The sequence below is a fragment of the Streptomyces sp. WMMB 714 genome (assembly GCF_900090125.1).
In the GTDB taxonomy this organism is placed as follows: domain Bacteria; phylum Actinomycetota; class Actinomycetes; order Streptomycetales; family Streptomycetaceae; genus Streptomyces; species Streptomyces daqingensis.
The window spans coordinates 44,721-64,895 of record NZ_FMHJ01000013.1 but is presented as its reverse complement, the minus strand read 5'-3'; the positions used below and the strand labels follow the sequence as shown (position 1 = coordinate 64,895).

19 protein-coding genes and 1 pseudogene are annotated in these 20,175 nt (G+C 72.5%); 10 read left to right on the top strand and 10 right to left on the bottom strand.

The window, feature by feature from the left end:
• Window positions 1-50: 50 nt before the first annotated feature.
• From H181DRAFT_RS30265 to H181DRAFT_RS22080, 3 genes are all read right to left on the bottom strand, one after another.
• Entirely contained in the window at window positions 51-209 is a 159-nt protein-coding gene (locus H181DRAFT_RS30265; RefSeq protein WP_368073285.1) for a VOC family protein, read from the bottom strand.
• Window positions 210-217: 8 nt separating this feature from the next.
• Complete coding sequence (locus tag H181DRAFT_RS30260) at window positions 218-424, bottom strand: hypothetical protein (RefSeq protein WP_368073284.1); 207 nt, start codon at window positions 422-424, stop codon at window positions 218-220.
• Between the two features lie 61 nt (window positions 425-485).
• The gene (locus H181DRAFT_RS22080) at window positions 486-1,850 is read right to left on the bottom strand and encodes an APC family permease (protein ID WP_045861913.1); all 1,365 of its coding nucleotides are present in this window, start codon (window positions 1,848-1,850) and stop codon (window positions 486-488) included.
• A gap of 173 nt (window positions 1,851-2,023) precedes the next feature.
• On the opposite strand from H181DRAFT_RS22080, the gene H181DRAFT_RS22075 reads away from it, so the two are divergent.
• Complete coding sequence (locus H181DRAFT_RS22075; protein ID WP_045861912.1) at window positions 2,024-2,557, top strand: pyridoxamine 5'-phosphate oxidase family protein; 534 nt, start codon at window positions 2,024-2,026, stop codon at window positions 2,555-2,557.
• A gap of 146 nt (window positions 2,558-2,703) precedes the next feature.
• Window positions 2,704-3,876, top strand: a complete 1,173-nt coding sequence (locus H181DRAFT_RS22070; protein WP_045861911.1) for a 5-methyltetrahydropteroyltriglutamate--homocysteine S-methyltransferase — start codon at window positions 2,704-2,706, stop codon at window positions 3,874-3,876.
• A 192-nt stretch (window positions 3,877-4,068) separates the two neighbouring features.
• Here H181DRAFT_RS22070 and H181DRAFT_RS29540 read toward each other — a convergent pair whose 3' ends face one another.
• On the bottom strand, window positions 4,069-4,245 hold the full coding sequence (locus H181DRAFT_RS29540; RefSeq protein ID WP_175439815.1) for a hypothetical protein: 177 nt from the start codon (window positions 4,243-4,245) through the stop codon (window positions 4,069-4,071).
• A gap of 73 nt (window positions 4,246-4,318) precedes the next feature.
• Here H181DRAFT_RS29540 and H181DRAFT_RS30040 point away from each other — a divergent pair.
• A pseudogene (locus H181DRAFT_RS30040) lies at window positions 4,319-5,215 on the top strand (LysR family transcriptional regulator); the annotation flags it as partial.
• Between the two features lie 11 nt (window positions 5,216-5,226).
• Here H181DRAFT_RS30040 and H181DRAFT_RS22060 read toward each other — a convergent pair.
• A complete protein-coding gene (locus H181DRAFT_RS22060; RefSeq protein WP_045861909.1) occupies window positions 5,227-6,594 on the bottom strand; it encodes a type III PLP-dependent enzyme domain-containing protein in 1,368 nt (455 codons plus the stop codon).
• A gap of 124 nt (window positions 6,595-6,718) precedes the next feature.
• On the opposite strand from H181DRAFT_RS22060, the gene hutU reads away from it, so the two are divergent.
• The 4 genes from hutU (at window position 6,719) to hutI (ending at window position 12,483) form a co-directional block, all read left to right on the top strand.
• Window positions 6,719-8,383: a urocanate hydratase gene (hutU, locus tag H181DRAFT_RS22055; protein WP_045861908.1), complete on the top strand. Its 1,665-nt coding sequence runs from the start codon at window positions 6,719-6,721 to the stop codon at window positions 8,381-8,383.
• Between the two features lie 161 nt (window positions 8,384-8,544).
• On the top strand, window positions 8,545-9,795 hold the full coding sequence (locus H181DRAFT_RS22050; protein WP_045862039.1) for an allantoate amidohydrolase: 1,251 nt from the start codon (window positions 8,545-8,547) through the stop codon (window positions 9,793-9,795).
• Window positions 9,786-11,165 carry a formimidoylglutamate deiminase gene (locus H181DRAFT_RS22045; protein ID WP_045861907.1) on the top strand — a complete coding sequence of 460 codons (1,380 nt, stop codon included), beginning with the start codon at window positions 9,786-9,788 and terminating at the stop codon, window positions 11,163-11,165. The genes H181DRAFT_RS22050 and H181DRAFT_RS22045 overlap by 10 nt, the downstream gene beginning before the upstream one ends.
• Before the next feature lie 142 nt (window positions 11,166-11,307).
• Window positions 11,308-12,483, top strand: a complete 1,176-nt coding sequence (gene hutI / locus H181DRAFT_RS22040; protein WP_045861906.1) for an imidazolonepropionase — start codon at window positions 11,308-11,310, stop codon at window positions 12,481-12,483.
• 116 nt (window positions 12,484-12,599) lie between these two features.
• Here hutI and H181DRAFT_RS22035 read toward each other — a convergent pair whose 3' ends face one another.
• Window positions 12,600-13,544: an RNA polymerase sigma factor SigF gene (locus H181DRAFT_RS22035; protein ID WP_045862038.1), complete on the bottom strand. Its 945-nt coding sequence runs from the start codon at window positions 13,542-13,544 to the stop codon at window positions 12,600-12,602.
• 245 nt (window positions 13,545-13,789) lie between these two features.
• On the opposite strand from H181DRAFT_RS22035, the gene H181DRAFT_RS22030 reads away from it, so the two are divergent.
• Both H181DRAFT_RS22030 and H181DRAFT_RS30035 read left to right on the top strand, forming a co-directional pair.
• A complete protein-coding gene (locus H181DRAFT_RS22030; protein WP_045861905.1) occupies window positions 13,790-14,170 on the top strand; it encodes an STAS domain-containing protein in 381 nt (126 codons plus the stop codon).
• Window positions 14,171-14,659: 489 nt separating this feature from the next.
• Window positions 14,660-15,133, top strand: a complete 474-nt coding sequence (locus H181DRAFT_RS30035) for an ATP-binding protein (RefSeq protein ID WP_078895374.1) — start codon at window positions 14,660-14,662, stop codon at window positions 15,131-15,133.
• 93 nt (window positions 15,134-15,226) lie between these two features.
• Here H181DRAFT_RS30035 and H181DRAFT_RS22020 read toward each other — a convergent pair whose 3' ends face one another.
• The 3 genes from H181DRAFT_RS22020 to H181DRAFT_RS22010 are packed head-to-tail and all read right to left on the bottom strand — an operon-like array spanning window position 15,227 to window position 18,161.
• On the bottom strand, window positions 15,227-16,423 hold the full coding sequence (locus tag H181DRAFT_RS22020; protein ID WP_045861903.1) for a dipeptidase: 1,197 nt from the start codon (window positions 16,421-16,423) through the stop codon (window positions 15,227-15,229).
• A gap of 5 nt (window positions 16,424-16,428) precedes the next feature.
• The gene (gene purE, locus H181DRAFT_RS22015; RefSeq protein ID WP_045861902.1) at window positions 16,429-16,962 is read right to left on the bottom strand and encodes a 5-(carboxyamino)imidazole ribonucleotide mutase; all 534 of its coding nucleotides are present in this window, start codon (window positions 16,960-16,962) and stop codon (window positions 16,429-16,431) included.
• Window positions 16,959-18,161, bottom strand: coding sequence for a 5-(carboxyamino)imidazole ribonucleotide synthase (locus tag H181DRAFT_RS22010; protein WP_254666947.1), 1,203 nt, complete (start codon window positions 18,159-18,161; stop codon window positions 16,959-16,961). Before H181DRAFT_RS22010 ends, purE begins: the two co-directional genes overlap by 4 nt.
• Window positions 18,162-18,472: 311 nt before the next feature.
• Here H181DRAFT_RS22010 and H181DRAFT_RS22005 point away from each other — a divergent pair, with 311 nt between their 5' ends.
• Window positions 18,473-18,976, top strand: coding sequence for a GtrA family protein (locus H181DRAFT_RS22005; RefSeq protein WP_254666946.1), 504 nt, complete (start codon window positions 18,473-18,475; stop codon window positions 18,974-18,976).
• On the opposite strand, the gene H181DRAFT_RS22000 is transcribed toward H181DRAFT_RS22005, so the two are convergent.
• Window positions 18,920-20,173 (bottom strand): ATP-binding protein, encoded by a 1,254-nt coding sequence (locus tag H181DRAFT_RS22000; protein ID WP_045861899.1) that lies wholly within the window; start codon window positions 20,171-20,173, stop codon window positions 18,920-18,922. The genes H181DRAFT_RS22005 and H181DRAFT_RS22000 overlap by 57 nt on opposite strands.
• Window positions 20,174-20,175 lie beyond the last annotated feature (2 nt).

The following is a 20,175-nucleotide window of genomic DNA, read 5'->3' as shown; positions in this document are numbered from 1 at the left end:
GCCGCCCTCCATCGCTGTCCCGCCGCCCCGCGCCACCCGCGCCCCCGCGGTCAGCCCTGTCCGTCCCGCAGCTGGATGAACTGGACGTAGTTGCCGTCCGGATCCTCGACCGTGGACCAGAATCCGTCGCCGCCCGCCTCCACGGGACGCACCCAGCGCACGCCGAGGGAGTTCAGGTGCCGCTCCACGGCCCGGATGTCGCGCACCATGAAGTTGATCATGTGCCGTCCGGGCTCGGCGGACCTTCCGGCGAGGTCGTCCCGCCCGTCGAAGCCGATGTACGTGTCGTCCCCGACCGCCAGCAGGTGCTCCTCCCAGCGGCGCCGAGCGGTTCGAGAGCGGAGCGGTACCAGGCGACGAGCCGGTCCCGGTCGGTGCTGCTCAGCAGGATGCCGGCGCCGAGCAGGCTGCCCTGGGCTGCCATGAGTCCTCCACAGGTGACGGTCCTTCATGCCACCGGTACGGACCGCGCGCGGGGCGCGAACTCATCGGCGCCGGGCGGCCGCTCCGAGCGCGATCCTGTTGACGGCCCACAGCACGATGCCGAGAAGCACCAGCACGCCCGCCCGCACGTAGACGTCTGTCTCGCGGTCGGCCAGGGGGCTGGCCAGGAGGCCGGCGGCGATCGCACCGACGACGGGCAGGGCCGTGGGCGTGCGGAAGTGCTCGTGCTCCACCCGGTCCCGGCGCAGCACCAGCACCGCGACGTTGACGATGGCGAAGACGCACAGCAGCAGGAACGACGTGGTGTCGCCCAGCCCTTCGATCTCTCCGGTGGAGACGAGGACCACGGCGAGGAGCGAGACGAAGACGATGCCCACGACGGGCGTGCGCCGCACCGGCAGGACCTTCCCCATGAAGCGGGGAAGGATGCGCTCGTTGGCCATCCCGTAGCACAGCCGCGAAGCCATCATGATGTTGATCAGGGCGGAGTTGCTGACGGCGAACAGGGCGATGACGGCGAAGAGTTCGGGCGGGAAGCTCACGCCTCCCGCCTTGACGACCTCCAGCAGCGGCCCGCTGGAGCCCTCCAGCACCCGGAAGTCGACCAGCAGCGAGGAGACCAGCGCCACGAGCACGTAGATCGTGCCGGTGACGCACACGCCGATGAACAGCGCCTTCGGGAAGGTCCGTGAGGGGTCGACGGTCTCCTCCGCCATGTTGACGGAGTCCTCGAAGCCGACGAAGGCGAAGAAGCCCAGGGCGGTCGCCCCCATCACGCCCGTCAGCACGGCGTAACCGGTACCGCCCGCCGTGTCGATCTGCGTCAGCCGGCCGGGGTCGCCCTCGCCCGCGAAGACCGCGTACACGCCGATGGAGATGATGATCAGCAGGCCCGTCAGCTCGATGACGGTGAGCACGACGTTGGTCTTCACCGACTCGGAGACGCCGCGCAGGTTGAGCGCGGCCAGCGCGAGGACGAAGAGGATCGCGATGAGAGTGGGGGGCACGTCCACGAGTTCGCCCAGGTAGTCGCCCGCGAACGCCCGGGCGGCGGCGCTGGCCGAGGACAGGCCCGAGCACATCACCATGAACGCCACGATGAACGTCAGGAACGGCACGTTGAAGGCGCGCTGCGTGTAGAGGGCGGCCCCGGCGGCGCGCGGGTACTTGCCCACCAGTTCCGCGTACGAGGCCGCCGTCAGCAGCGCCACCGCGAATCCGATGACGAACGGGAGCCACAGCGCCCCGCCGATCTTGCCCGCGACGCTGCCGGTGGTGGCGTAGATGCCGGTACCGAGGATGTCGCCGATGATGAAGAGGACCAGCAGCTTCGGGCCGATCGCGCGGTGGAGGGGGGTCTCCCCGGAGGGGCCCGGGGTCGCTGTCGCGTCTCGTGTGTCCGGCATGCGCACTAGCTTCCCATCCCAGTGATCGTTAGTGCCTCCGATGATTTCCGTTCCGTCACGTGGTCCCTCCCGCGGGCGCTGTCAGGACCGTTGGCGCCCCCACGCGCGCCCCCGCGTCCGAACGCACCGCCCCGCGGGGGCCGTTCCGTCACGTCGACGACGAGGAGATCCGCATGACGACCGAACAGCTGCCGACGACCGATTTGGATCCCCGCTTCAGCGCGCCGGGCGCGGCGCCGACCGAGTGGGGGACGGCCCGCGGCCTCCTCGCCCGCGCGGGCGTCTACTGGCTCTCGACGGTCCGCCCGGACGGCCGGCCCCACGTCACGCCGCTGCTGGCGGTGTGGCTCGACGGCGCACTGCACTTCTGCACGGGCGAGGACGAGCGCAAGTCCCGCAACCTGGCGGCGAATCCGCACTGCGTGCTGACCACGGGCAACGACTCCACCGACGACGGGACCGATCTCGTCGTGGAGGGCGAGGCGGTCCGGGTGACGGACGGAGCGAAGCTGCGCCGCCTGGCCGATGCCTGGGTGGAGAAGTACGGCGAGGAGTGGCGCTTCGAGGCCCGGGACGGGGCGTTCCACCACGCGGACGGGGCGCAGGCGCTGGTCTACGAGGTCGCCCCGGTGAAGGCGTTCGGTTTCCGCAAGGGCGACTACGCGCAGACCCGGTGGCGGTTCGGCCCGCAGGCCGCCCGTCGTTGACACGGGACGCGCCCGGGCCCTGCACCCCGGGCCCGCACCCGGGGCCGGCGATCGCGGACCACCGCTTCCGGATACCGGAAGCGGTGGTTGAGGAGTGGACGGTTCCGGAGCAGGGTGGCTCCCCGTACCCGAGGAGAGGTGGCCTCATGACGCCAGAGCCGACGACACCCCCGACCCCGCCGGTCCCGTCCGGCCCCCGCACGCTGCCCCCGTTCCGGGCCGACCACGTGGGAAGCCTGCTGCGCCCCGCCGCGCTGAAGGCCGCGCGGGAGGACCACGCCGCCGGGAAGCTGGACGCCGCCGGGCTGCGGGCGGCCGAGGACGAGGCGGTGCGCGAGGTCGTGCGGCTTCAGCGCGAGGCCGGGCTGCGGGGCGCGACCGACGGTGAGTTCCGGCGCCAGTCCTGGCACATGGACTTCATCTACGCGCTCGGCGGCGTGAACAAGGTCATGGACGAGAACCTGCGCGTCCAGTTCCACAACGAGGACGGGGACATCGAGTTCGCCCCGCCCTCGGCCCACGTGGACAGCCGCGTACGGCTGGAGGAGACGATCTTCGGGGACGCGTTCGCCTTCCTCCGCGACACCGTCTCCGAGGGCGTCACGCCGAAGCTGACCATCCCCTCGCCGAGCATGGTCCACTACCGGGGCGGGCGCGCCGCCATCGACGAGAGCGTCTACCCGGGCATGGATGCCTTCTGGGAGGACCTGACCGCGGCGTACGCGGCCCAGGTGCGCGGGGTGTACGAGCTGGGCTGCCGCTACCTCCAGCTCGACGACACCAGCCTCGCCTACCTCAACGACCCCGAGCAGCGGCGTCACGTCGCGGAGATCGGCGGCGATCCGGAGCACCAGCACGAGACCTACATCGCCAACATCAACCGGGCGCTCGCGGACCGGCCGGGTGACCTGCGCGTCACCACCCACATGTGCCGCGGCAACTTCGCCTCCTCGTGGGTCGCCTCCGGCGGGTACGACTTCGTCGCCGAGGCGCTCTTCGGAGGGCTGGACGTCGACGGCTTCTTCCTGGAGTACGACGACGAGCGGTCCGGCGGGTTCGAGCCGCTGCGGTACGTGCCGAAGGGCAAGCAGGTCGTCCTCGGGCTCGTCACCAGCAAGCGGCCGGAGCTGGAGGACAAGGACGCGCTGAAGCGCCGCATCGACGAGGCGTCCCGCTTCGTCGACCTCGACCAGCTCTGCCTGTCGCCGCAGTGCGGCTTCTCCTCGACCCTGGAGGGCAACAACCTCACCGTCGACGACCAGAAGGCGAAGCTGGCGCTGATCGTGGAGACGGCGGAGGAGGTCTGGGGCGGCGCGTGAGGGGGCGGGGTCCGAGAGGGCCGGGCCTGAGAGGGCCGGGTCTGAGAGGGCCGGGTCTGAGAGGCGTCCCGGAACGACCACCGCTCCGACCCCGTCCCTCCCTGCGGTACCGGTCCGCCGCCGGCGCGACCCCCTGCGGCTGCGTTCCGTCCGCGGTCCGGTTCCGCTGCGGGAGTTCCTTGGGGGTGGCCGTCAGGCGGGCGGGCGTCCGCGGGTCACGATCCGCACGCACCCCGAGGTGAGGACCCGGGCCTGGAGCGAGCCGCAGCCGCAACGGGTCCAGACGACGGCGCCTTCAGCGGTGGGGTGCAGGGAGAGGTCCTGGGCGGGCTGGTCGTCGGGCCAGCCGCAGTACGGGCAGTGAGACATGGGTCAAGGTTGCCCGGCCGAAACCGTGCAGGTCCAGGTTCGATTTCTTCAATAAAACGTGTACAACGGCTACATGATTGATTTGCGCCGCCTGACCGTCCTGCGGGCCGTCGCGCAGTACGGCACCGTGACCGCCGCTGCGGCGGCGGTGCATCTGACCCCCTCGGCGGTCTCCCAGCAAGTCCGGTCGCTGGGCCGGGAGTTGGGAGTCGCACTGCTGGAGCCGCAGGGCCGCCGGGTGCGGCTGACTCCGGCGGCGCGCGTCCTGCTCCAGCATGCCGACGCCATACAGGAGTTGTGGCAGCGCGCCGAGGCCGAGGTGCACTGCGCGGGTACCGGGGAGCCGAGCGGGACCCTGCGGGTGGCGGGGTTCCCGACCGCCGCCTCCGCCCTCCTCGCTCCGCTGGCCGTACGCCTGCATGGCACGTGGCCCGCGCTGACCGTCCAGGTGAGGGAGGCCGAGCCGCTGGAGTGCTTCTCCCTGCTGTTCGCGGACGACACCGACCTGGCCGTCGTCGAGGCGACGCCGGACAACCCCCCGTCGAGCGACCGGCGCTTCGACCAGCGACGGCTGCTGGACGACCCGTTCGACCTGCTCACCTCTCCCGGCCACGCGCTCGCCGGGCGGCCCGCGGTCCCGCTGGAGGACCTCGCCACCGAGAAGTGGGTCCTGGCCATGCCCGGCAGCAGTTGCACCGCGCGCCAGCTCGTGATGTCGGCCTGCCGCAGCGCGGGGTTCGTCCCGTCCATCGCCCACGAGGCCCGGGAGTGGAGCGTCGCCGCCACGTTCGTCTCCCACGGTCTGGGAATCGCGCTGGTGCCGCGGCTGGCCGTGCTGCCTCCCGAACTCGACGTCGTGCGCACCCCGTTGGAGTCGGCTCCGTCGAGGCGGCTGGTCAGCGTCACGCGGCGCGGCAGCGACGGCCATCCCGCCGTCGCCGCCGGGCTCGGGCTGCTCCGTGAACTCGCCGCCGGGCTGTGTCAGTCCGTGGACCGCAGCGCGTCGCGGAGCGCCCCGCCGGACTCGTCGACGATGTCGTCCAGCGACTGCGGTTCGCGCACGGTGGTGAAGTCGACCTCCTCGCCCGCGCCCACGGTGAAGCCGTAGACCCCGGGCCGGGGAAGCGAGTTGTAGCCGAACGGGTTGGAGAAGTAGTACGCGCCGGTGTCCAGGAGCGCGGCGTGGTCGCCCTCCTCCAGCCGCGGAAGGAGCCGGTCGCGCGCCACGAGGTCGCCCGCGAAGCAGCAGGGCCCCGCGACGTCCTGCGCGACGGCGTCGCCCCGCTTCGGCAGCCCCTTGGCGTCGTAGGCGGCGACGCGCAGCGGCCAGGCGTCGGGCGTGAAGACGGTGCGCACGGCGATCTGTGCGCCCGCATGGGTGACGGCGATGGGCCTGCCGCCCGCCGACTTGGCGTACTCCACCCGGGCGAGGACTGTGCCCGCCTTCGCCGTCAGGGAGCGGCCGAACTCGGTGACGATGCCGTAGCGGCCGTCGAAGAGCCCGGGCACGGTACGGGCGAGGAGCTGCGCGTACTCGCGGTGGGTCGGCGTGAACTCGTCGGAGGAGAAGTTGACGGGCAGGCCGCCGCCCAGGTCGAGGGTGTCGATCTGCTGCCGTCCGGCGGCGGCGTTGATCTCCTCGGCGAGGTCGTAGGTGGCGCGGGCCCCCTCCGCCATCAGCTCCAGGGGTATGCCCTGCGAGCCGATGTGCGAGTGCAGCCGGGTCAGCCAGGGGCGCCGGCGGTAGGCGTCGACGACCCAGTCGCGCGCTCCGGGGTCGCGGAGGGCGACGCCGAACTTCGAGGTGGCGGTCGCGGTGCTCATGGCCCCGATGGAGCCCTCGCCGATCTGGGGGTTGACGCGCAGTCCCACGGGCGAGGACGGGGGCCCGCCGGGTGTGACGAGGGCGTCGAGCCGGGCGAGTTCCTGCGGGTTGTCGGCGTTGAGGGCGATGCCGAGGGCGAGTGCCTCGCGCAGTTCGGCGACGGTCTTGGCGGGGGAGTCCAGGACCGTCCGGTCGGCCGGGACGCCGGCGGCACGGGCCAGCGCCAGCTCTCCCGGGCTCGCGACCTCGCAGCCGATGCCCTCCTCGTCCAGCAGCCGCAGTACGGGGACCAGGGAGGCGGCCTTCACGGCGAAGGTGTGCAGGACGTTCTGGCCGGGAGCGGCCACTTCGGTGAAGGCGTCGCGCAGGGCTGCCGCGGTCTCCCGTATGGCCCGCACGTCGAGGAGCGCGGCGACGGGCCGGTCGTCGTCGGTGACGAGTCCCTGGTCGACGGCCGCCCGCACGGCCAGGTCGCGGCGGGCGGACGCGGCGGAGTCGCTGTGGGTGTCGGTGGAGTGGTGCATGGAACAAGCCAAACACGTTCGGCCGGGGAGCGGTATAGACCACTTCACGGTGTTGACTAGGTCTATTCACTCCGTAGAGTTGGTGAATAATTGAAGTCGGGTGCACAGCTGGGAGGCAGGGCACATGTCTGGACCGCGACCCGTACGGGCGCCGCGCGGCACCGAACTCAGCGCTCGGGGCTGGCAGCAGGAAGCCGCCCTTCGCATGCTGCAGAACAACCTCGACCCCGAGGTCGCCGAGCACCCCGACAAGCTCGTCGTCTACGGCGGCACGGGCAAGGCGGCACGTGACTGGCCGTCCTTCGACGCGATGGTGCGCACGCTCCGCACCCTCGGCGACGACGAGACGATGCTCGTCCAGTCCGGCCGCCCCGTCGGCGTGATGCGGACGCACGAGTGGGCTCCGCGCGTACTGCTCGCCAACTCCAACCTCGTGGGCGACTGGGCCAACTGGGAGGAGTTCCGCCGCCTCGACGCCCTCGGCCTGACCATGTACGGGCAGATGACGGCCGGTTCGTGGATCTACATCGGGACGCAGGGAATCCTCCAGGGGACCTACGAGACGTTCGCCGCGGTCGCCGCCAAGCGCTTCGGCGGCACCCTCGCCGGGACGATCACGCTGACGGCCGGCCTCGGCGGCATGGGCGGCGCCCAGCCGCTCGCCGTGACGATGAACGACGGCGTCGTGATCTGCGTCGAGTGCGACCCGACCCGCATCGAGCGCCGCATCGACCACGGCTACCTGGACGTGCGCGCCCATTCCCTCGACCACGCCCTGGAGTTGGCCACCCGCGCGCGGGACGAGCGCCGGGCACTGTCGATCGGCCTGCTCGGCAACGCGGCGGACGTCGTCCCCGAACTGCTGCGCAGGGGCGCGCCGATCGACATCGTCACCGACCAGACGAGCGCGCACGACCCGCTGTCCTACCTGCCCGCCGGGGTCGACTTCGACGACATGGCCGCGTACGCGGCGGACAAGCCCGCCGACTTCACCCTGCGCGCGCGGGAGTCGATGGCCCGGCAGGTGGAAGCCATGGTCGGCTTCATGGACGCGGGCGCCGAGGTCTTCGACTACGGCAACTCCATCCGCGGGGAGGCACAACTCCACGGCTACGGGCGGGCGTTCGACTTCCCCGGCTTCGTGCCCGCCTACATCCGGCCGCTCTTCTGCGAGGGCAGGGGCCCCTTCCGGTGGGCCGCCCTGTCCGGCGACCCCAGGGACATCGCCGCCACCGACCGGGCCCTGCTCGACCTCTTCCCGGAGAACGAGTCGCTCTCGCGCTGGCTGCGCCTCGCCGGCGAACGCGTCCACTACCAGGGCCTGCCCGCCCGCATCTGCTGGCTCGGCTACGGCGAGCGCGACCGCGCCGGCGAGCGCTTCAACGACATGGTGGCGAGCGGCGAGCTCTCCGCACCCCTCGTCCTCGGCCGGGACCACCTCGACTGCGGGTCCGTGGCCTCGCCCTACCGCGAGACCGAGGCCATGCTCGACGGCTCCGACGCGATCGCCGACTGGCCGCTGCTCAACGCCATGGTCAACGTCTCGTCCGGGGCCACCTGGGTCTCCGTCCACCACGGAGGCGGCGTCGGCATGGGCCGGTCGATCCACGCCGGCCAGGTCACCGTCGCGGACGGCACGGAGCTCGCCGGGGAGAAGCTGCGCCGCGTCCTGACGAACGACCCCGGCATGGGCGTCGTGCGGCATGTGGACGCCGGATACGAGCGTGCGGAGGAGATCGCCGCCGAGAAGGGCGTACGCGTGCCGATGCGGGAAGGCGAGACCGCGTGACCTCACCGCAGCAGCACGACGAGAGCCAGGACGTCCAGGGTGCGTCCGGCGGCCCCGCCGGACGCACCGGGGGCGGGTCGGTGGTGGGCAGGCCCGTACCGCGGCTGCGGGACGCGGCGCCGGCGGCGGAAGCCGAGCCGCGTCCGCCGTCGTTCCACGAGATGTGGCGCGATCTGGCCTCCATCGGACGCGACAAGGGCAGCGGCGGCTACCGCCGCTACGCCTGGACCGGTGCGGACACCGACTGCCGGGCCTGGTTCCGCGCCCAGGCCGAGAGCCGCGGCCTGGCCTACGAACTGGACCGCAACGGCAACCAGTGGGCGTGGCTGGGCGTCGCCACCCCGGAGGACATCGCCCTCGGCAACGCCGTCGTCACCGGCTCCCACCTCGACTCCGTCCCGGACGGCGGCGCCTTCGACGGGCCGCTCGGCGTCGTCTCCGCCTTCGCGGCGCTCGACCGGCTCCGGGCGGGCCACGCGGCGTTCACCGCTCCCGTCGGCATCGTCAACTTCACCGACGAGGAGGGCGCACGCTTCGGGCTCGCCTGCGTCGGGTCCCGGCTCAGCTCGGGCGGCCTCAGCCAGAAGAAGGCGCACGCCCTGACGGACGCGGACGGAACCACCCTCCCGCAGGCCATGGAACGGGCAGGACACGACCCCGACGCCATCGGCCCCGACCCCGAGCGCATGGCCCGCATCGGCGCGTTCGTCGAACTCCACATCGAACAGGGCCGCGCCCTCGCCGATCCGGCGGCGCTCGCCCGCCTCGGCGCGGACACCGCGTCCACGGGCACGCGCGGACGTCCCGTCGGCGTCGCGTCGGCGATCTGGCCGCACGGGCGCTGGCGCTTCGACTTCCGCGGCGAGGCCAACCACGCGGGCACGACCCGCATCGAGGACCGCCGCGACCCGATGCTGACCTACGCGGCCACGGTCCTCGCGGCACGCGAGAAGGCCCTGCTCACGGGGGCGCTCGCCACGTTCGGCAAGGTGGCCGTCGAGCCCAACGGCGTCAACGCCGTCCCCGGACTGGTGCGCGGCTGGCTCGACTCCCGCGCGGCGGACGAGGACACCCTGGCCGCCGTCGTCGCCGCGGTGGAGGACGCGGCCGCCGAGCGCGGGCGCCGCGACGGCGTGCAAGTGGACGTGACGCGCGAATCCCGCACCCCTGTCGTGGAGTTCGCCCACGACCTGCGGGACCGCCTCGCGCAGCGCCTGGACGGCGCCCCGCTGCTCCCGACCGGCGCGGGCCACGACGCCGGCATCCTCTCCGCCTCCGTCCCGACGGCGATGCTGTACGTGCGCAACCCCACCGGCGTCTCCCACTCGCCCGCCGAGTTCGCCGAGGAGGACGACTGCGAGGCCGGGGTCGACGCGCTCGCCGACGTACTGGAGGAGCTGGCATGCCGATGACGCCCGCGACGCAGCAGGCAGGGCGGACCTACTGGTGCGAGTACGCCTGGCTCAACGGCCTCGTCGAGTCGGGCGTCGTCCTGCACACGGGCGCCGACGGCAAGATCACCGAAGTGCGCACGGCCCTCGACGCGCCCCCGCAGGACGCCGAACCGCTGCGCGGGCTCACCCTCCCCGGACTGGCGAACGCGCACTCGCACGCCTTCCACCGGGCGCTGCGCGGCACCGTGCAGGTGGGGTCGGGCACCTTCTGGACGTGGCGCGAGACGGTGTACCGGGTCGCCTCCGAGCTGACGCCCGACTCCTACTACGCCCTGGCCCGCGCCGTCTACGCGGAGATGGCCCTGGCGGGTATCACCTGCGTCGGCGAGTTCCACTACCTGCACCACGCACCCGGCGGGGAGCGCTACGACGACCCCAACGCCATGGGCCACGCGCTCATCGCGGCGGCGGCCGACGCCGGCATCCGCATCACCCTGCTGGACACGGCGTACCTGGCGTCCGGCATCGGCCGCCACGGCGCGGGCGAGCCGCCCACGCGCCCCCAGCTGCGGTTCTCCGACGGGACGGCCGACGCGTGGGCGGAGCGCGCGGGCGGCCTGCGGGCCGACGCGGACCACGTCCGCGCGGGCGCCGCGATCCACTCCGTGCGGGCCGTCCCCGCGAGGGAGCTGGGCACGGTGGCCGAGTGGGCCCGGACACGCTCGGCGCCCCTGCACGTGCACCTCTCGGAGCAGACGGCCGAGAACGACGCCTGCCAGGAGGTGCACGGCCGCACCCCCACCCGTCTCCTCGCCGATCACGGGGTGCTCTCACGCCGCACGACGGCGGTCCACGCCACGCACCTCACGGACGGAGACATCGCCCTGCTCGGCGGCGCCTCGACGGGGGTGTGCATGTGCCCCACCACCGAACGCGACCTCGCCGACGGCATCGGCCCGGCCCCCCGGCTGGAGCGGGCGGGGGCCACGCTGTCGCTGGGCAGCGACAGCCACGCCGTCGTCGACCTGCTGGAGGAGATGCGCGCGATGGAGCTGAACGAGAGGCTCCGCGCCCGTACTCGCGGGCACTGGACCGCGGCCCAGCTGCTGCGCGCGGCGACCGAGCAGGGGCACGAGGCCCTGGGCTGGCCCGAGTCCGGGCGCCTGGAGGCGGGAATGCTCGCCGACTTCACCACGGTCGCGCTGGACTCCGTACGCACGGCGGGGGCGATCGCACGGACCGCCGCCGAGACCGCTGTCTTCGCGGCGACCGCGGCGGACGTACGGCACACCGTCGTCGGCGGCCGCCACATCGTCCGCGACGGCAGCCACACGGCGGTGCCCGACGTGCCCCGAGCACTGGCCGAGGCCATCGGCGCGCTCGGCTAGGGGCGTCTCAAGCCCCTTCTGGCCCGCGGCCCGCGGCCTTCGGCCGGAACGACGCTACTTTGAGACACCCCCTGGCCGCGCCGCCCGTACGCCCGGAACGGGCCGGCGGGGCGCCCCTACGACCACCGGGAGGACCCGAGAGATGACCAGCACCCTCGTCACCGGCATCAGCACGCTGGTGACCAACGACCCCGCCCTCGGCGAGGGGCCGCTGGGCCTCGTCCAGGACGCGGCCGTCGTCCTCGACGGCGAGCACGTCGCATGGGCCGGGCCCGCCTCCGCGGCGCCCGCGGCCGACCGGCGCCACGACGCGCAGGGCCGGGCCGCGCTCCCCGGATTCGTCGACTCCCACTCGCACCTCCTCTTCGGCGGCGACCGCACAGAGGAGTTCAACGCCCGCATGTCCGGACGCCCTTACAGCGCGGGCGGCATCCGCACCACCGTCGCCGCGACGCGGGAGGCGAGCGACACGGAGCTGGCGGAGAACCTGGCGCGCTACCTCGCGGAGGCGCGGCGCCAGGGCACCACGACCATGGAGACCAAGTCCGGCTACGGCCTCACCCCCGAGCAGGAGTCCCGCGCGCTGCGGGTGGCGGCACGCCAGACCGACGAGGTGACCTATCTGGGCGCGCACATCGTCGCCCCCGAGTACGCCGACGACCCGGCCGCCTACGTCGACCTCGTGACGGGACCCATGCTGGACGCCTGCGCCCCGTACGCCCGTTGGGTGGACGTCTTCTGCGAGAAGGGCGCGTTCGACGGCGACCAGGCCCGCGCGATCCTCACCGCCGGACAGGCGAAGGGGCTGACGCCGCGGGTCCACGCCAACCAGCTCTCCTACGGCCCCGGCGTCCAGCTCGCCGTGGAACTGGGCGCCGCGTCGGCCGACCACTGCACGCACCTGAGCGACGCGGACGTGGACGCGCTCGGCCAGTCCGCCGGCACGGTCGCGACGCTGCTCCCCGGCTGCGAGTTCTCCACCCGTGCCGAGTACCCCGACGCCCGCCGCCTGCTGGACGCCGGCGTGACGGTCGCGTTGTCCACGGACTGCAACCCGGGGTCGTCCTTCACCTCGTCGATGCCGTTCTGCGTGGCGGTCGCCGTACGGGAGATGGGCATGACCCCCGACGAGGCCGTCTGGGCGGCGACGGCGGGCGGCGCACGCGCGCTGCGGCGTACGGACGTCGGCCGCGTCGCCCCGGGCGCACGCGCGGACCTCGTGCTGCTCGACGCGCCCTCGCACGTGCACCTCGCCTACCGTCCCGGTGTCCCGCTCGTCTCGCGTGTCTGGCACCGCGGAGCGCTGCTGGACGCGTGAGCCCGGCGGGCCCGCCGAAGCCGCCCGCGCCGCGAACGCGACGGTCCGCCCCGGTCGTGGGACCGGGGCGGACCGTTCCGCGTGGACGCGTCCCGCCCGGACGGGGCGGGTGAGGATCACTCCTCGACCATGAGCCCCTTGCGCAGCTTGTTCAGCGTGCGCGACAGGAGGCGCGAGACGTGCATCTGGGAGATGCCGAGCTCCTCGCCGATCTCGCTCTGGGTCATGTTGGCGACGAACCGCAGCGAGAGGATCGTGCGGTCGCGCGGCGGGAGTTCGGCGATCAGCGGCTTGAGGGACTCGACGTACTCGATGCCCTCCAGGCCGTTGTCCTCGTAGCCGATGCGGTCGGCCAGGGCGCCCTCGGTGTCGTCCTCCTCGGGCTGCGCGTCGAGGGAGCTGGCGGTGTAGGCGTTGCTCGCCGCCATGCCTTCGACGACCTCCTCGACGGAGATGCCGAGCCGTTCGGCCAGCTCCTCCATCGTGGGCGCGCGGTCGAGGTTCTGGGCGAGCTCGTCGCCCGCCTTCGCCAGGTCCAGGCGCAGCTCCTGGAGGCGGCGGGGGACCCGCACGGACCAGGAGGTGTCGCGGAAGAAGCGCTTGATCTCGCCGACGATCGTCGGCATCGCGAACGTCGGGAACTCCACGCCGCGTTCGGTGTCGAACCGGTCGATGGCCTTGATGAGGCCGATCGTGCCGACCTGGACGATGTCCTCCATCGGCTCGCTGCGGGAGCGGAAGCGCGAGGCCGCGAACTTCACCAGCGCGAGATTGAGTTCGACCAGGGTGTTGCGCACGTACGAGAACTCGTGCGTGCCTTCTTCGAGGCGCTCCAGGCGTGTGAAGAGGGTCTTGGACATGGCCCGTGCGTCGACGGGGCCGACCTCGTCATAGGGTGGGAGTTCCGGCAGCCCGAGCTGCTCTTCGAGAAGCTCCGCGACCTCTTCCGGGCTCGCGGGGTCCGGCACCTGCTCCGGGCTGAACTGCGCCGGAACGACCGGGGCGGTAGCGGTGCCCGGGTTCCCGTGATCGAGCCTGGGTGACATGGCGGTGTCCTCCATCATCTCGGCATATGGCTGCCGAAGCCGTGACGTGCACTACGAAGGTGCGGCGCCTCCAAAGCCGACGCGTTTTCTGTATGCCTATACGCCTACCCGCTCGCACACGCGCATGGCAAGTGCTAATTGTCCGAATATGCACCAATGTGTGGGTTGTTCGGCTACCGGTTGTGCCGGTGAGGGCGTAAGGTTCATGTCGCTCGACGGGGGAACAAGAGACGGCGCTTTTGACAGCAAGAGGGGTGTGCATGGACCGCGGGATGCCCGGCAGCACGAGCCGGGGTCGGCTGACGGTCGACGTCAGACACCAGGGGAGCAGTGCCGTCCTGACCCCCGAGGGCGAGCTCGATCACCACACCGCGGAGGTGCTCAGCGCTCCGCTGGAACAAGCCCTCGAAGACGGCTGCAGCCGCCTCGTCCTGGACTGCTCGCGACTCGAGTTCTGCGACTCGACGGGTCTGAACGTGCTGCTCGGAGCCCGGCTGAAGGCCGAGGCGGCGGGCGGCGGGGTGCACCTGGCGGGAATGCTGCCGGTGGTTGCCCGGGTCTTCGAGATCACGGGCGCCGGAGCGGTCTTCACGGTGCACGACGACGTGGACGCGGCTCTGGCGCATGTGGCGGAGGCGTAGCGGTGTCCGCACCGTCCGTGTCGGGAAGACTGCGCGGAAGTTACGCGTGTCACATGAGTCCGTCCGAATCAGTGGGTGTTCTCACGTTCCCGTAGGGCAGGAGATCCTCTGGGCAGTCAGATGGGCACTCGGACACTCGTGTGTTGTCGCAGGCCCGGGCACCCGGCGACGAGAGGCATTATCGGTGATCGGTGAGGTGAACCACTGATGAGCACCATCCGGCCGTATCCGGCGGGCGACTGCGGTCCGGAGCCCGAGGGCGCCGCGACGACAGCAGCCACGCCCGGCGCCGGGACTGCCGGAACGGAAGCCGTCGCCGGCGTCTCCGCGTCCGGTGCCGCGAGCGTGACCGGCGCCGCGAAGCCTTCCGGAGCGGGCGGTGCCTCCGGCTCGGCCGAGCAGCCGGGCGCGCAGGGCCAGGTCCCGCACGACGTCCGAGCCGAGCAGCCCGTCCAGGCGCCCGCCGCCGGTGAGGCGGCTCAGGAAGGCGTGACGGGGGAGCCCGGCGGCGCCGGCGGCCCCGCGGAGCGAGAGACCGGGAAGGGGCATCCCATGCGCCAGGTGCGCAGACTGCGCCTGGTCGGCGTCAGCGGTGCCGTTCCCCGTGCCCGTGACTTCGTCCGCCAGGCGCTGCAGGACTGGGGCTGGCTGCCGGCGGCCACCGGCGACCAGCGGGCCGCCGCCGAGGACGTCCTGCTGGTCGTCTCCGAGCTGGTGACGAACGCCTGCCTGCACGCGGACGGGCCCGAGGAGCTGCGCGTCGGCAGCGGATCGAAGGTGCTCCGGCTGGAGATCGTCGACCAGGGCAGCGGCTCGCCCGCTCCCCGCACGCCCCACCGCGCCGGACGCCCCGGAGGGCACGGCATGTTCATCGTCCAGCGTCTCTGCCTGGACTGGGGCGTCGTACGCAACCCGGAGGGCAGCGGCAAGACCGTGTGGGCGGAGCTGGCCGCTCCCAGCTGACGGCCGCCTCCGTACGCCCGGGGCCGACCGGTGGTCACTGCCCGGCCGGCCCGTCCCGCGTCGCGCCCCTCACCGGGGCGCGACTTGTCGGTCTCAGCGGTCGAGTTGCTCGATCCTCGCCACGGACGGCCCGCGCCGTGCGCGCAGTTCACGTGAGACCGCCTCAGCGTCCCGCAGCACCCGGACCGCGTTCTGCCACGTCAGCTTGGCCAGGTCCTCCTCCGACCAGTTCCTGCGCAGCAGTTCGGCGATCAGGTGCGGATAGCCGGAGACGTCTTCCAGTTGGCGGGGCACGAAGGCGGTGCCGTCGTAGTCGCCGCCGATGCCGATGTGGTCGATGCCGGCCACCTCGCGCATGTGGTCGAGGTGGCCGGCGACCGTGGACGCGTCGGCGAGCGGACGCGGGTTCTCCCGCTCGAACTCCCGCTGCACGCGCGTCCCTTCCTCGCTGCCGTCCAGCGGGTGCAGTCCGTGGGCCCGCATGTTCTCGTCCGCCGCCTTCGTCCAGGCGATGGCCTCGGGGAGGACGAACTTCGGCACGAACGTGGCCATGGCGACACCGCCGTTGGCGGGCAGGGCGGCGAGCACGTCGTCGGGGATGTTGCGCGGGTGGTCGCAGACCGCGCGCGCCGAGGAGTGCGAGAAGAGCACCGGGGCCTCGGTCACCCGCAGGGCGTCGCGCATCGTGCTCGCGGCGACGTGCGAGAGGTCGACGAGCATCCCCGTCCGGTTCATCTCGCGCACGACCTCCTCGCCGAAGCGGGACAGGCCGTCGTGCCGCGGCTCGTCGGTGGCCGAATCGGCCCAGTCGATCGTGTCGTTGTGGGTGAGCGTCATGTAGCGCACGCCCAGCTCGTGGAGTCCGCGCAGCGTGGCGAGCGAGTTGTTGATCGAGTGGCCGCCCTCGGCGCCCATGAGCGAGGCGATGCGGCCCTCCGACCGCGCCGCCTCCATGTCGTCGGCCGTGAGGGCGAGTCGCAGGTCCGCGGGGTGGCGGTCCAGCAACTGGCGTACGACGTCGATCTGTTCGAGACACGCGCTGACCGCGCCGTCGCCGCTGAGGTCCGTGCGCACGTACACCGACCAGAACTGCGCGCCCACTCCGCCGGCACGCAGCCGGGGGATGTCGGTGTGCAGGTGCGCGGACTGGTCCGCGGAGATGTCCCGCATGTCCAGGTCGTACGCCACCTGCTCGCGCAGCGCCCACGGCAGGTCGTTGTGCCCGTCGACGACGGGGTGTGCGGCGAGGAGTCCGCGTGCGCGCTCCAGAAGGGATCCGCCGGTGGCCATCCGCGTCAGCCCCCGAATCCGAAGCCGGAGTGGCCCGCCGCCACCTTGCTGCGCAGCCTGCGGCCCTTCTCGGACGCCTCCTCGTTCAGCTCCTCCTGGAACCGCCGCATGCGCTCCTGCAGTTCCGGGTCCGCCGCAGCGAGCATCCGGACGGCGAGCAGGCCGGCGTTGCGGGCCCCGCCGACCGAGACCGTCGCCACCGGCACCCCGGCGGGCATCTGCACGATCGAGAGCAGGGAGTCCATGCCGTCGAGGTACTTCAGCGGCACCGGTACGCCGATGACCGGCAGCGGTGTCACCGAGGCGAGCATGCCCGGCAGGTGGGCGGCGCCGCCCGCGCCGGCGATGATCGCGCGCAGCCCGCGCCCGGCCGCCTCCTCCCCGTAGGCGACCATCTCGCGGGGCATGCGGTGTGCGGAGACGACGTCCGCCTCGTACGGGATCTCGAACTCGTCCAGCGCCTTCGCGGCTTCCTCCATGACGGGCCAGTCGGAGTCGGAGCCCATCACGAGGCCCACAAGCGGGGTTCCAGTCGTCATTCGGGAATCGTCCCTCGCAGGTATCCGGCGGCGTGGGCCGCGCGTTCGCGCACATCGGCCAGGTCGTCGCCGTAGGTGTTGACGTGGCCGACCTTCCGGCCGGGCTTCACGTCCTTGCCGTACATGTGGATCTTCAGCTGCGGGTCGCGCGCCATGCAGTGCAGATAGGCGGAGTACATGTCCGGGTAGTCGCCGCCGAGCACGTTCGCCATCACCGTCCACTCGGCGCGCGGACGCGGATCGCCCAGCGGGAGGTCGAGCACGGCCCGCAGATGGTTGGCGAACTGCGAGGTGACGGCGCCGTCCTGCGTCCAGTGGCCGGAATTGTGCGGGCGCATCGCCAGTTCGTTGACCAGCACCCGCCCGTCGTGGGTCTCGAAGAGCTCCACCGCGAGATGGCCGACCACGCCCAGCTCGACGGCGATGCGCAGCGCCAACTCCTGTGCCTGCACGGCCTCTTGTTCCGGCAGACCGGGCGCAGGGGCGATCACTGTGTCGCAGACGCCGCCCACCTGGATCGACTCGACGACGGGATAGGCGACCGCCTGGCCGTGCGGCGAGCGCACCACGCAGGCCGCCAGCTCGCGGGCGAAGTCCACCTTCTCCTCCGCCAGGACGGGAACGCCCGCCTTGAACGGGTCGGCCGCTTCGGCGGTACTGCGCACGACCCACACGCCCTTGCCGTCGTAGCCGCCGCGCACGGTCTTCAGCACGACGGGCACGGGGAAGGCGCTCCCGGAGCCGGAGCCGGAGCCGGAGCCTGAGCCGGCATCCGTGTCGTCCGTGTCCTGCCGCGCGCCGGCCGCCCGCGCCGCCTCGGAGGCGAAGGCGGCCACATCCCCGGGGTCGCGCACGATGCGGTGCAGCGGGCACGGGACGCCCATGGCGTCGAGCCGGGCGCGCATCACACCCTTGTCCTGGGCGTGCACCAGCGCGTCCGGCCCGGGGCGTACGGGGATCCCGTCCGCCTCCAGGGCGCGCAGGTGCTCGGTCGGTACGTGCTCGTGGTCGAAGGTGATCACGTCGCACCCGCGGGCGAACTCGCGCAGCGTGTCGAGGTCGCGGTAGTCGCCGACGACGACGTCGCGCACGACCTGCGCAGCGGAGTCCTGCGGGGTGTCCGAGAGAAGCCTGAATCTGATGCCGAGAGGGATGCCCGCCTCGTGGCTCATACGGGCGAGCTGGCCACCGCCGACCATGCCGACTACCGGGAACGTCACAACGTCAGCGTATCCGCACACCTTCCGGGCCCGGAGCCCGGCGGGTGGCGTCCGGCCCCCTCCCGGGGCGCGGCTCCCGGCGGCTCGCGCGGCGCTGCACCGTCCGGCCCGACCGCGGTGCGCCCGGGGCGGACGCCGTCGCACGGGTCCCGGCCCGCCCGGCTGCCACGCACCGCGCTGCGCGAGCGGGGGCCGCTGGTTAGCATGTCCGCGGGGGACGGACGACCGCGACCGGAACGGGGCACAGCGAGACCATGGGTGAATGGGGCGCAGCGCGCACAGTGAGACGACTGCGCACCCGGCTCGAACGCCTCGCTCGCGAGGTCGCCAAGTTCGGTGCTGTCGGTGCGGTCGGATTCCTCGTCAACGTGGCCGTCTTCAACCTGTGCATCCACACGTTCCAGCTGGCGCCGATCCGCTCCGGCGTGATCTCGCAGGTCGTCGCGATCGGCACCAACTACCTGGGCAACCGGTACTGGACGTACCGGCACACCGACAAGCGCCGCATCCACCGTGAGACGGTCCTCTTCTTCGCCTTCAGCGGCGTCGCGCTCGTCATCGAGAACGCGGTGCTCGCCGTCTCCCACTACGGTCTCGGCTTCACCTCGCCGCTCGCGGACAACATCGCCAAGAACGTGATCGGCCTGGGCATCGGCACGGTCTTCCGCTTCTGGACGTACCGCACGTGGGTTTTCCAGACGGGTTCCGCGGGCCGCGTCTTCGGTCGTTCCGGCGCTTCAGGAGAGCTCTCGTCCAAGGAAAAGCGCGAAGACCGGCGGGTGTTGCTGAAGTAGCTCCAGCCGCCCGCCGTCCGCTTCGGCGAGGTCGCGGGCGACGGCCAGGCCGAGGCCGGTGGAGTTGTGACCGCTCACCGTCCGCTCGAAGACCCGCGAGCCGAGCTGCGGGTCCACGCCGGGGCCCTGGTCGGTCACCTCCACGACGACCTGGTTGCCGGTGATGCGGGTGCGCAGGGCGACGGTGCCGGCCCCGTGCATCAGGGAGTTCTCGATCAGCGTCGCGAGCACCTGGGCCACGGCTCCCGGCGTCCCCACGGCCCGCACGCCCGGCTTCCCGGAGCGGACGATCGCCCGCCCCTCGCTCCGGCAGGCCGGCTTCCACTCCTCGACCTGCTGCTTGAGCACCTCGTCCAGGTCGAAGTCCACGGCCGAACCGGAGCGGGGGTCACGGGAGTTGGTGAGGAGGCGCTGCACGACGTCCGTCAGCCGCTCCACCTGCGCCAGGGCGATCGTCGCCTCCTCCTTGACGGTGGCCTGGTCCTCCGGGTCGTCGGTGTCGGCGGTCGCGATGATCTCCTCGAGCCGCATGGACAGCGCGGTCAGCGGCGTACGCAGCTGGTGCGACGCGTCCGCGGCGAGGCGCCGCTCGGCGGTGAGCATCCGCCCGATGCGGTCGGCGCTGCCGTCCAGCACGTCGGCGACCCGGTCCAGCTCGGGGACGCCGTAGCGCCGGTGGCGCGGCCTGGGGTCGCCCGAGCCCAGCCGCTCGGCGGTCTCGGCGAGGTCGGTGAGCGGTGCGGCGACCCGGTGCGCCTGCCGTACGGCGAGGATCGCGGCGGCGGCCACCGCGAGCAGGGCGACCGCGAGAATGATCCCGAGGGTGCGGCCGATCTCCTCCTGGACCGAGCCGTAGGACCGCCGCACGGTGACGCGCTCGCCGTGGCCGCCCGTCTGCGAGGCCTGGATGACCTTGCCCTCGAGCTTCTTTCCGAGCGTGATGGCGCGCTGCCCCGGCACCTCGATGCGCACGTGGCGATTCGCCGGCGCGGCGTTGCTCATCGTGCCCGGGGAAACTCGTTCACCTGCGACGATGCGGCTCTCCACGACGGAGATCAGCTGAACGGCCTCCGACTGCACACCGTCCTGGGCGCTGTTCTCGATGGAGCGCGACTCCACGAGGATCAGGGAGACGCCGAAGACGGCGACCACGACGAGCACGACCGCGAGCGTCGACTGGATCAGCCGCCGTCGCACGT

Bases quoted from the DNA above. Each gene is read 5' to 3' on its own strand.
- H181DRAFT_RS22035 (WP_045862038.1), bottom strand. From the start codon at position 13,544: ATGGAGGACACCGCCATGTCACCCAGGCTCGATCACGGGAACCCGGGC.
- H181DRAFT_RS30260 (WP_368073284.1), bottom strand. From the start codon at position 424: ATGGCAGCCCAGGGCAGCCTGCTCGGCGCCGGCATCCTGCTGAGCAGC.
- H181DRAFT_RS22050 (WP_045862039.1), top strand. From the start codon at position 8,545: ATGTGGCGCGATCTGGCCTCCATCGGACGCGACAAGGGCAGCGGCGGC.
- purE (WP_045861902.1), bottom strand. From the start codon at position 16,962: ATGACGACTGGAACCCCGCTTGTGGGCCTCGTGATGGGCTCCGACTCC.
- hutU (WP_045861908.1), top strand. From the start codon at position 6,719: ATGTCTGGACCGCGACCCGTACGGGCGCCGCGCGGCACCGAACTCAGC.
- hutI (WP_045861906.1), top strand. From the start codon at position 11,308: ATGACCAGCACCCTCGTCACCGGCATCAGCACGCTGGTGACCAACGAC.
- H181DRAFT_RS22010 (WP_254666947.1), bottom strand. From the start codon at position 18,161: ATGGTCGGCGGTGGCCAGCTCGCCCGTATGAGCCACGAGGCGGGCATC.
- H181DRAFT_RS22045 (WP_045861907.1), top strand. From the start codon at position 9,786: ATGCCGATGACGCCCGCGACGCAGCAGGCAGGGCGGACCTACTGGTGC.
- H181DRAFT_RS30265 (WP_368073285.1), bottom strand. From the start codon at position 209: ATGGTGCGCGACATCCGGGCCGTGGAGCGGCACCTGAACTCCCTCGGC.
- H181DRAFT_RS22070 (WP_045861911.1), top strand. From the start codon at position 2,704: ATGACGCCAGAGCCGACGACACCCCCGACCCCGCCGGTCCCGTCCGGC.
- H181DRAFT_RS29540 (WP_175439815.1), bottom strand. From the start codon at position 4,245: ATGTCTCACTGCCCGTACTGCGGCTGGCCCGACGACCAGCCCGCCCAG.
- H181DRAFT_RS22030 (WP_045861905.1), top strand. From the start codon at position 13,790: ATGGACCGCGGGATGCCCGGCAGCACGAGCCGGGGTCGGCTGACGGTC.
- H181DRAFT_RS22020 (WP_045861903.1), bottom strand. From the start codon at position 16,423: ATGGCCACCGGCGGATCCCTTCTGGAGCGCGCACGCGGACTCCTCGCC.
- H181DRAFT_RS22080 (WP_045861913.1), bottom strand. From the start codon at position 1,850: ATGCCGGACACACGAGACGCGACAGCGACCCCGGGCCCCTCCGGGGAG.
- H181DRAFT_RS22075 (WP_045861912.1), top strand. From the start codon at position 2,024: ATGACGACCGAACAGCTGCCGACGACCGATTTGGATCCCCGCTTCAGC.
- H181DRAFT_RS22060 (WP_045861909.1), bottom strand. From the start codon at position 6,594: ATGCACCACTCCACCGACACCCACAGCGACTCCGCCGCGTCCGCCCGC.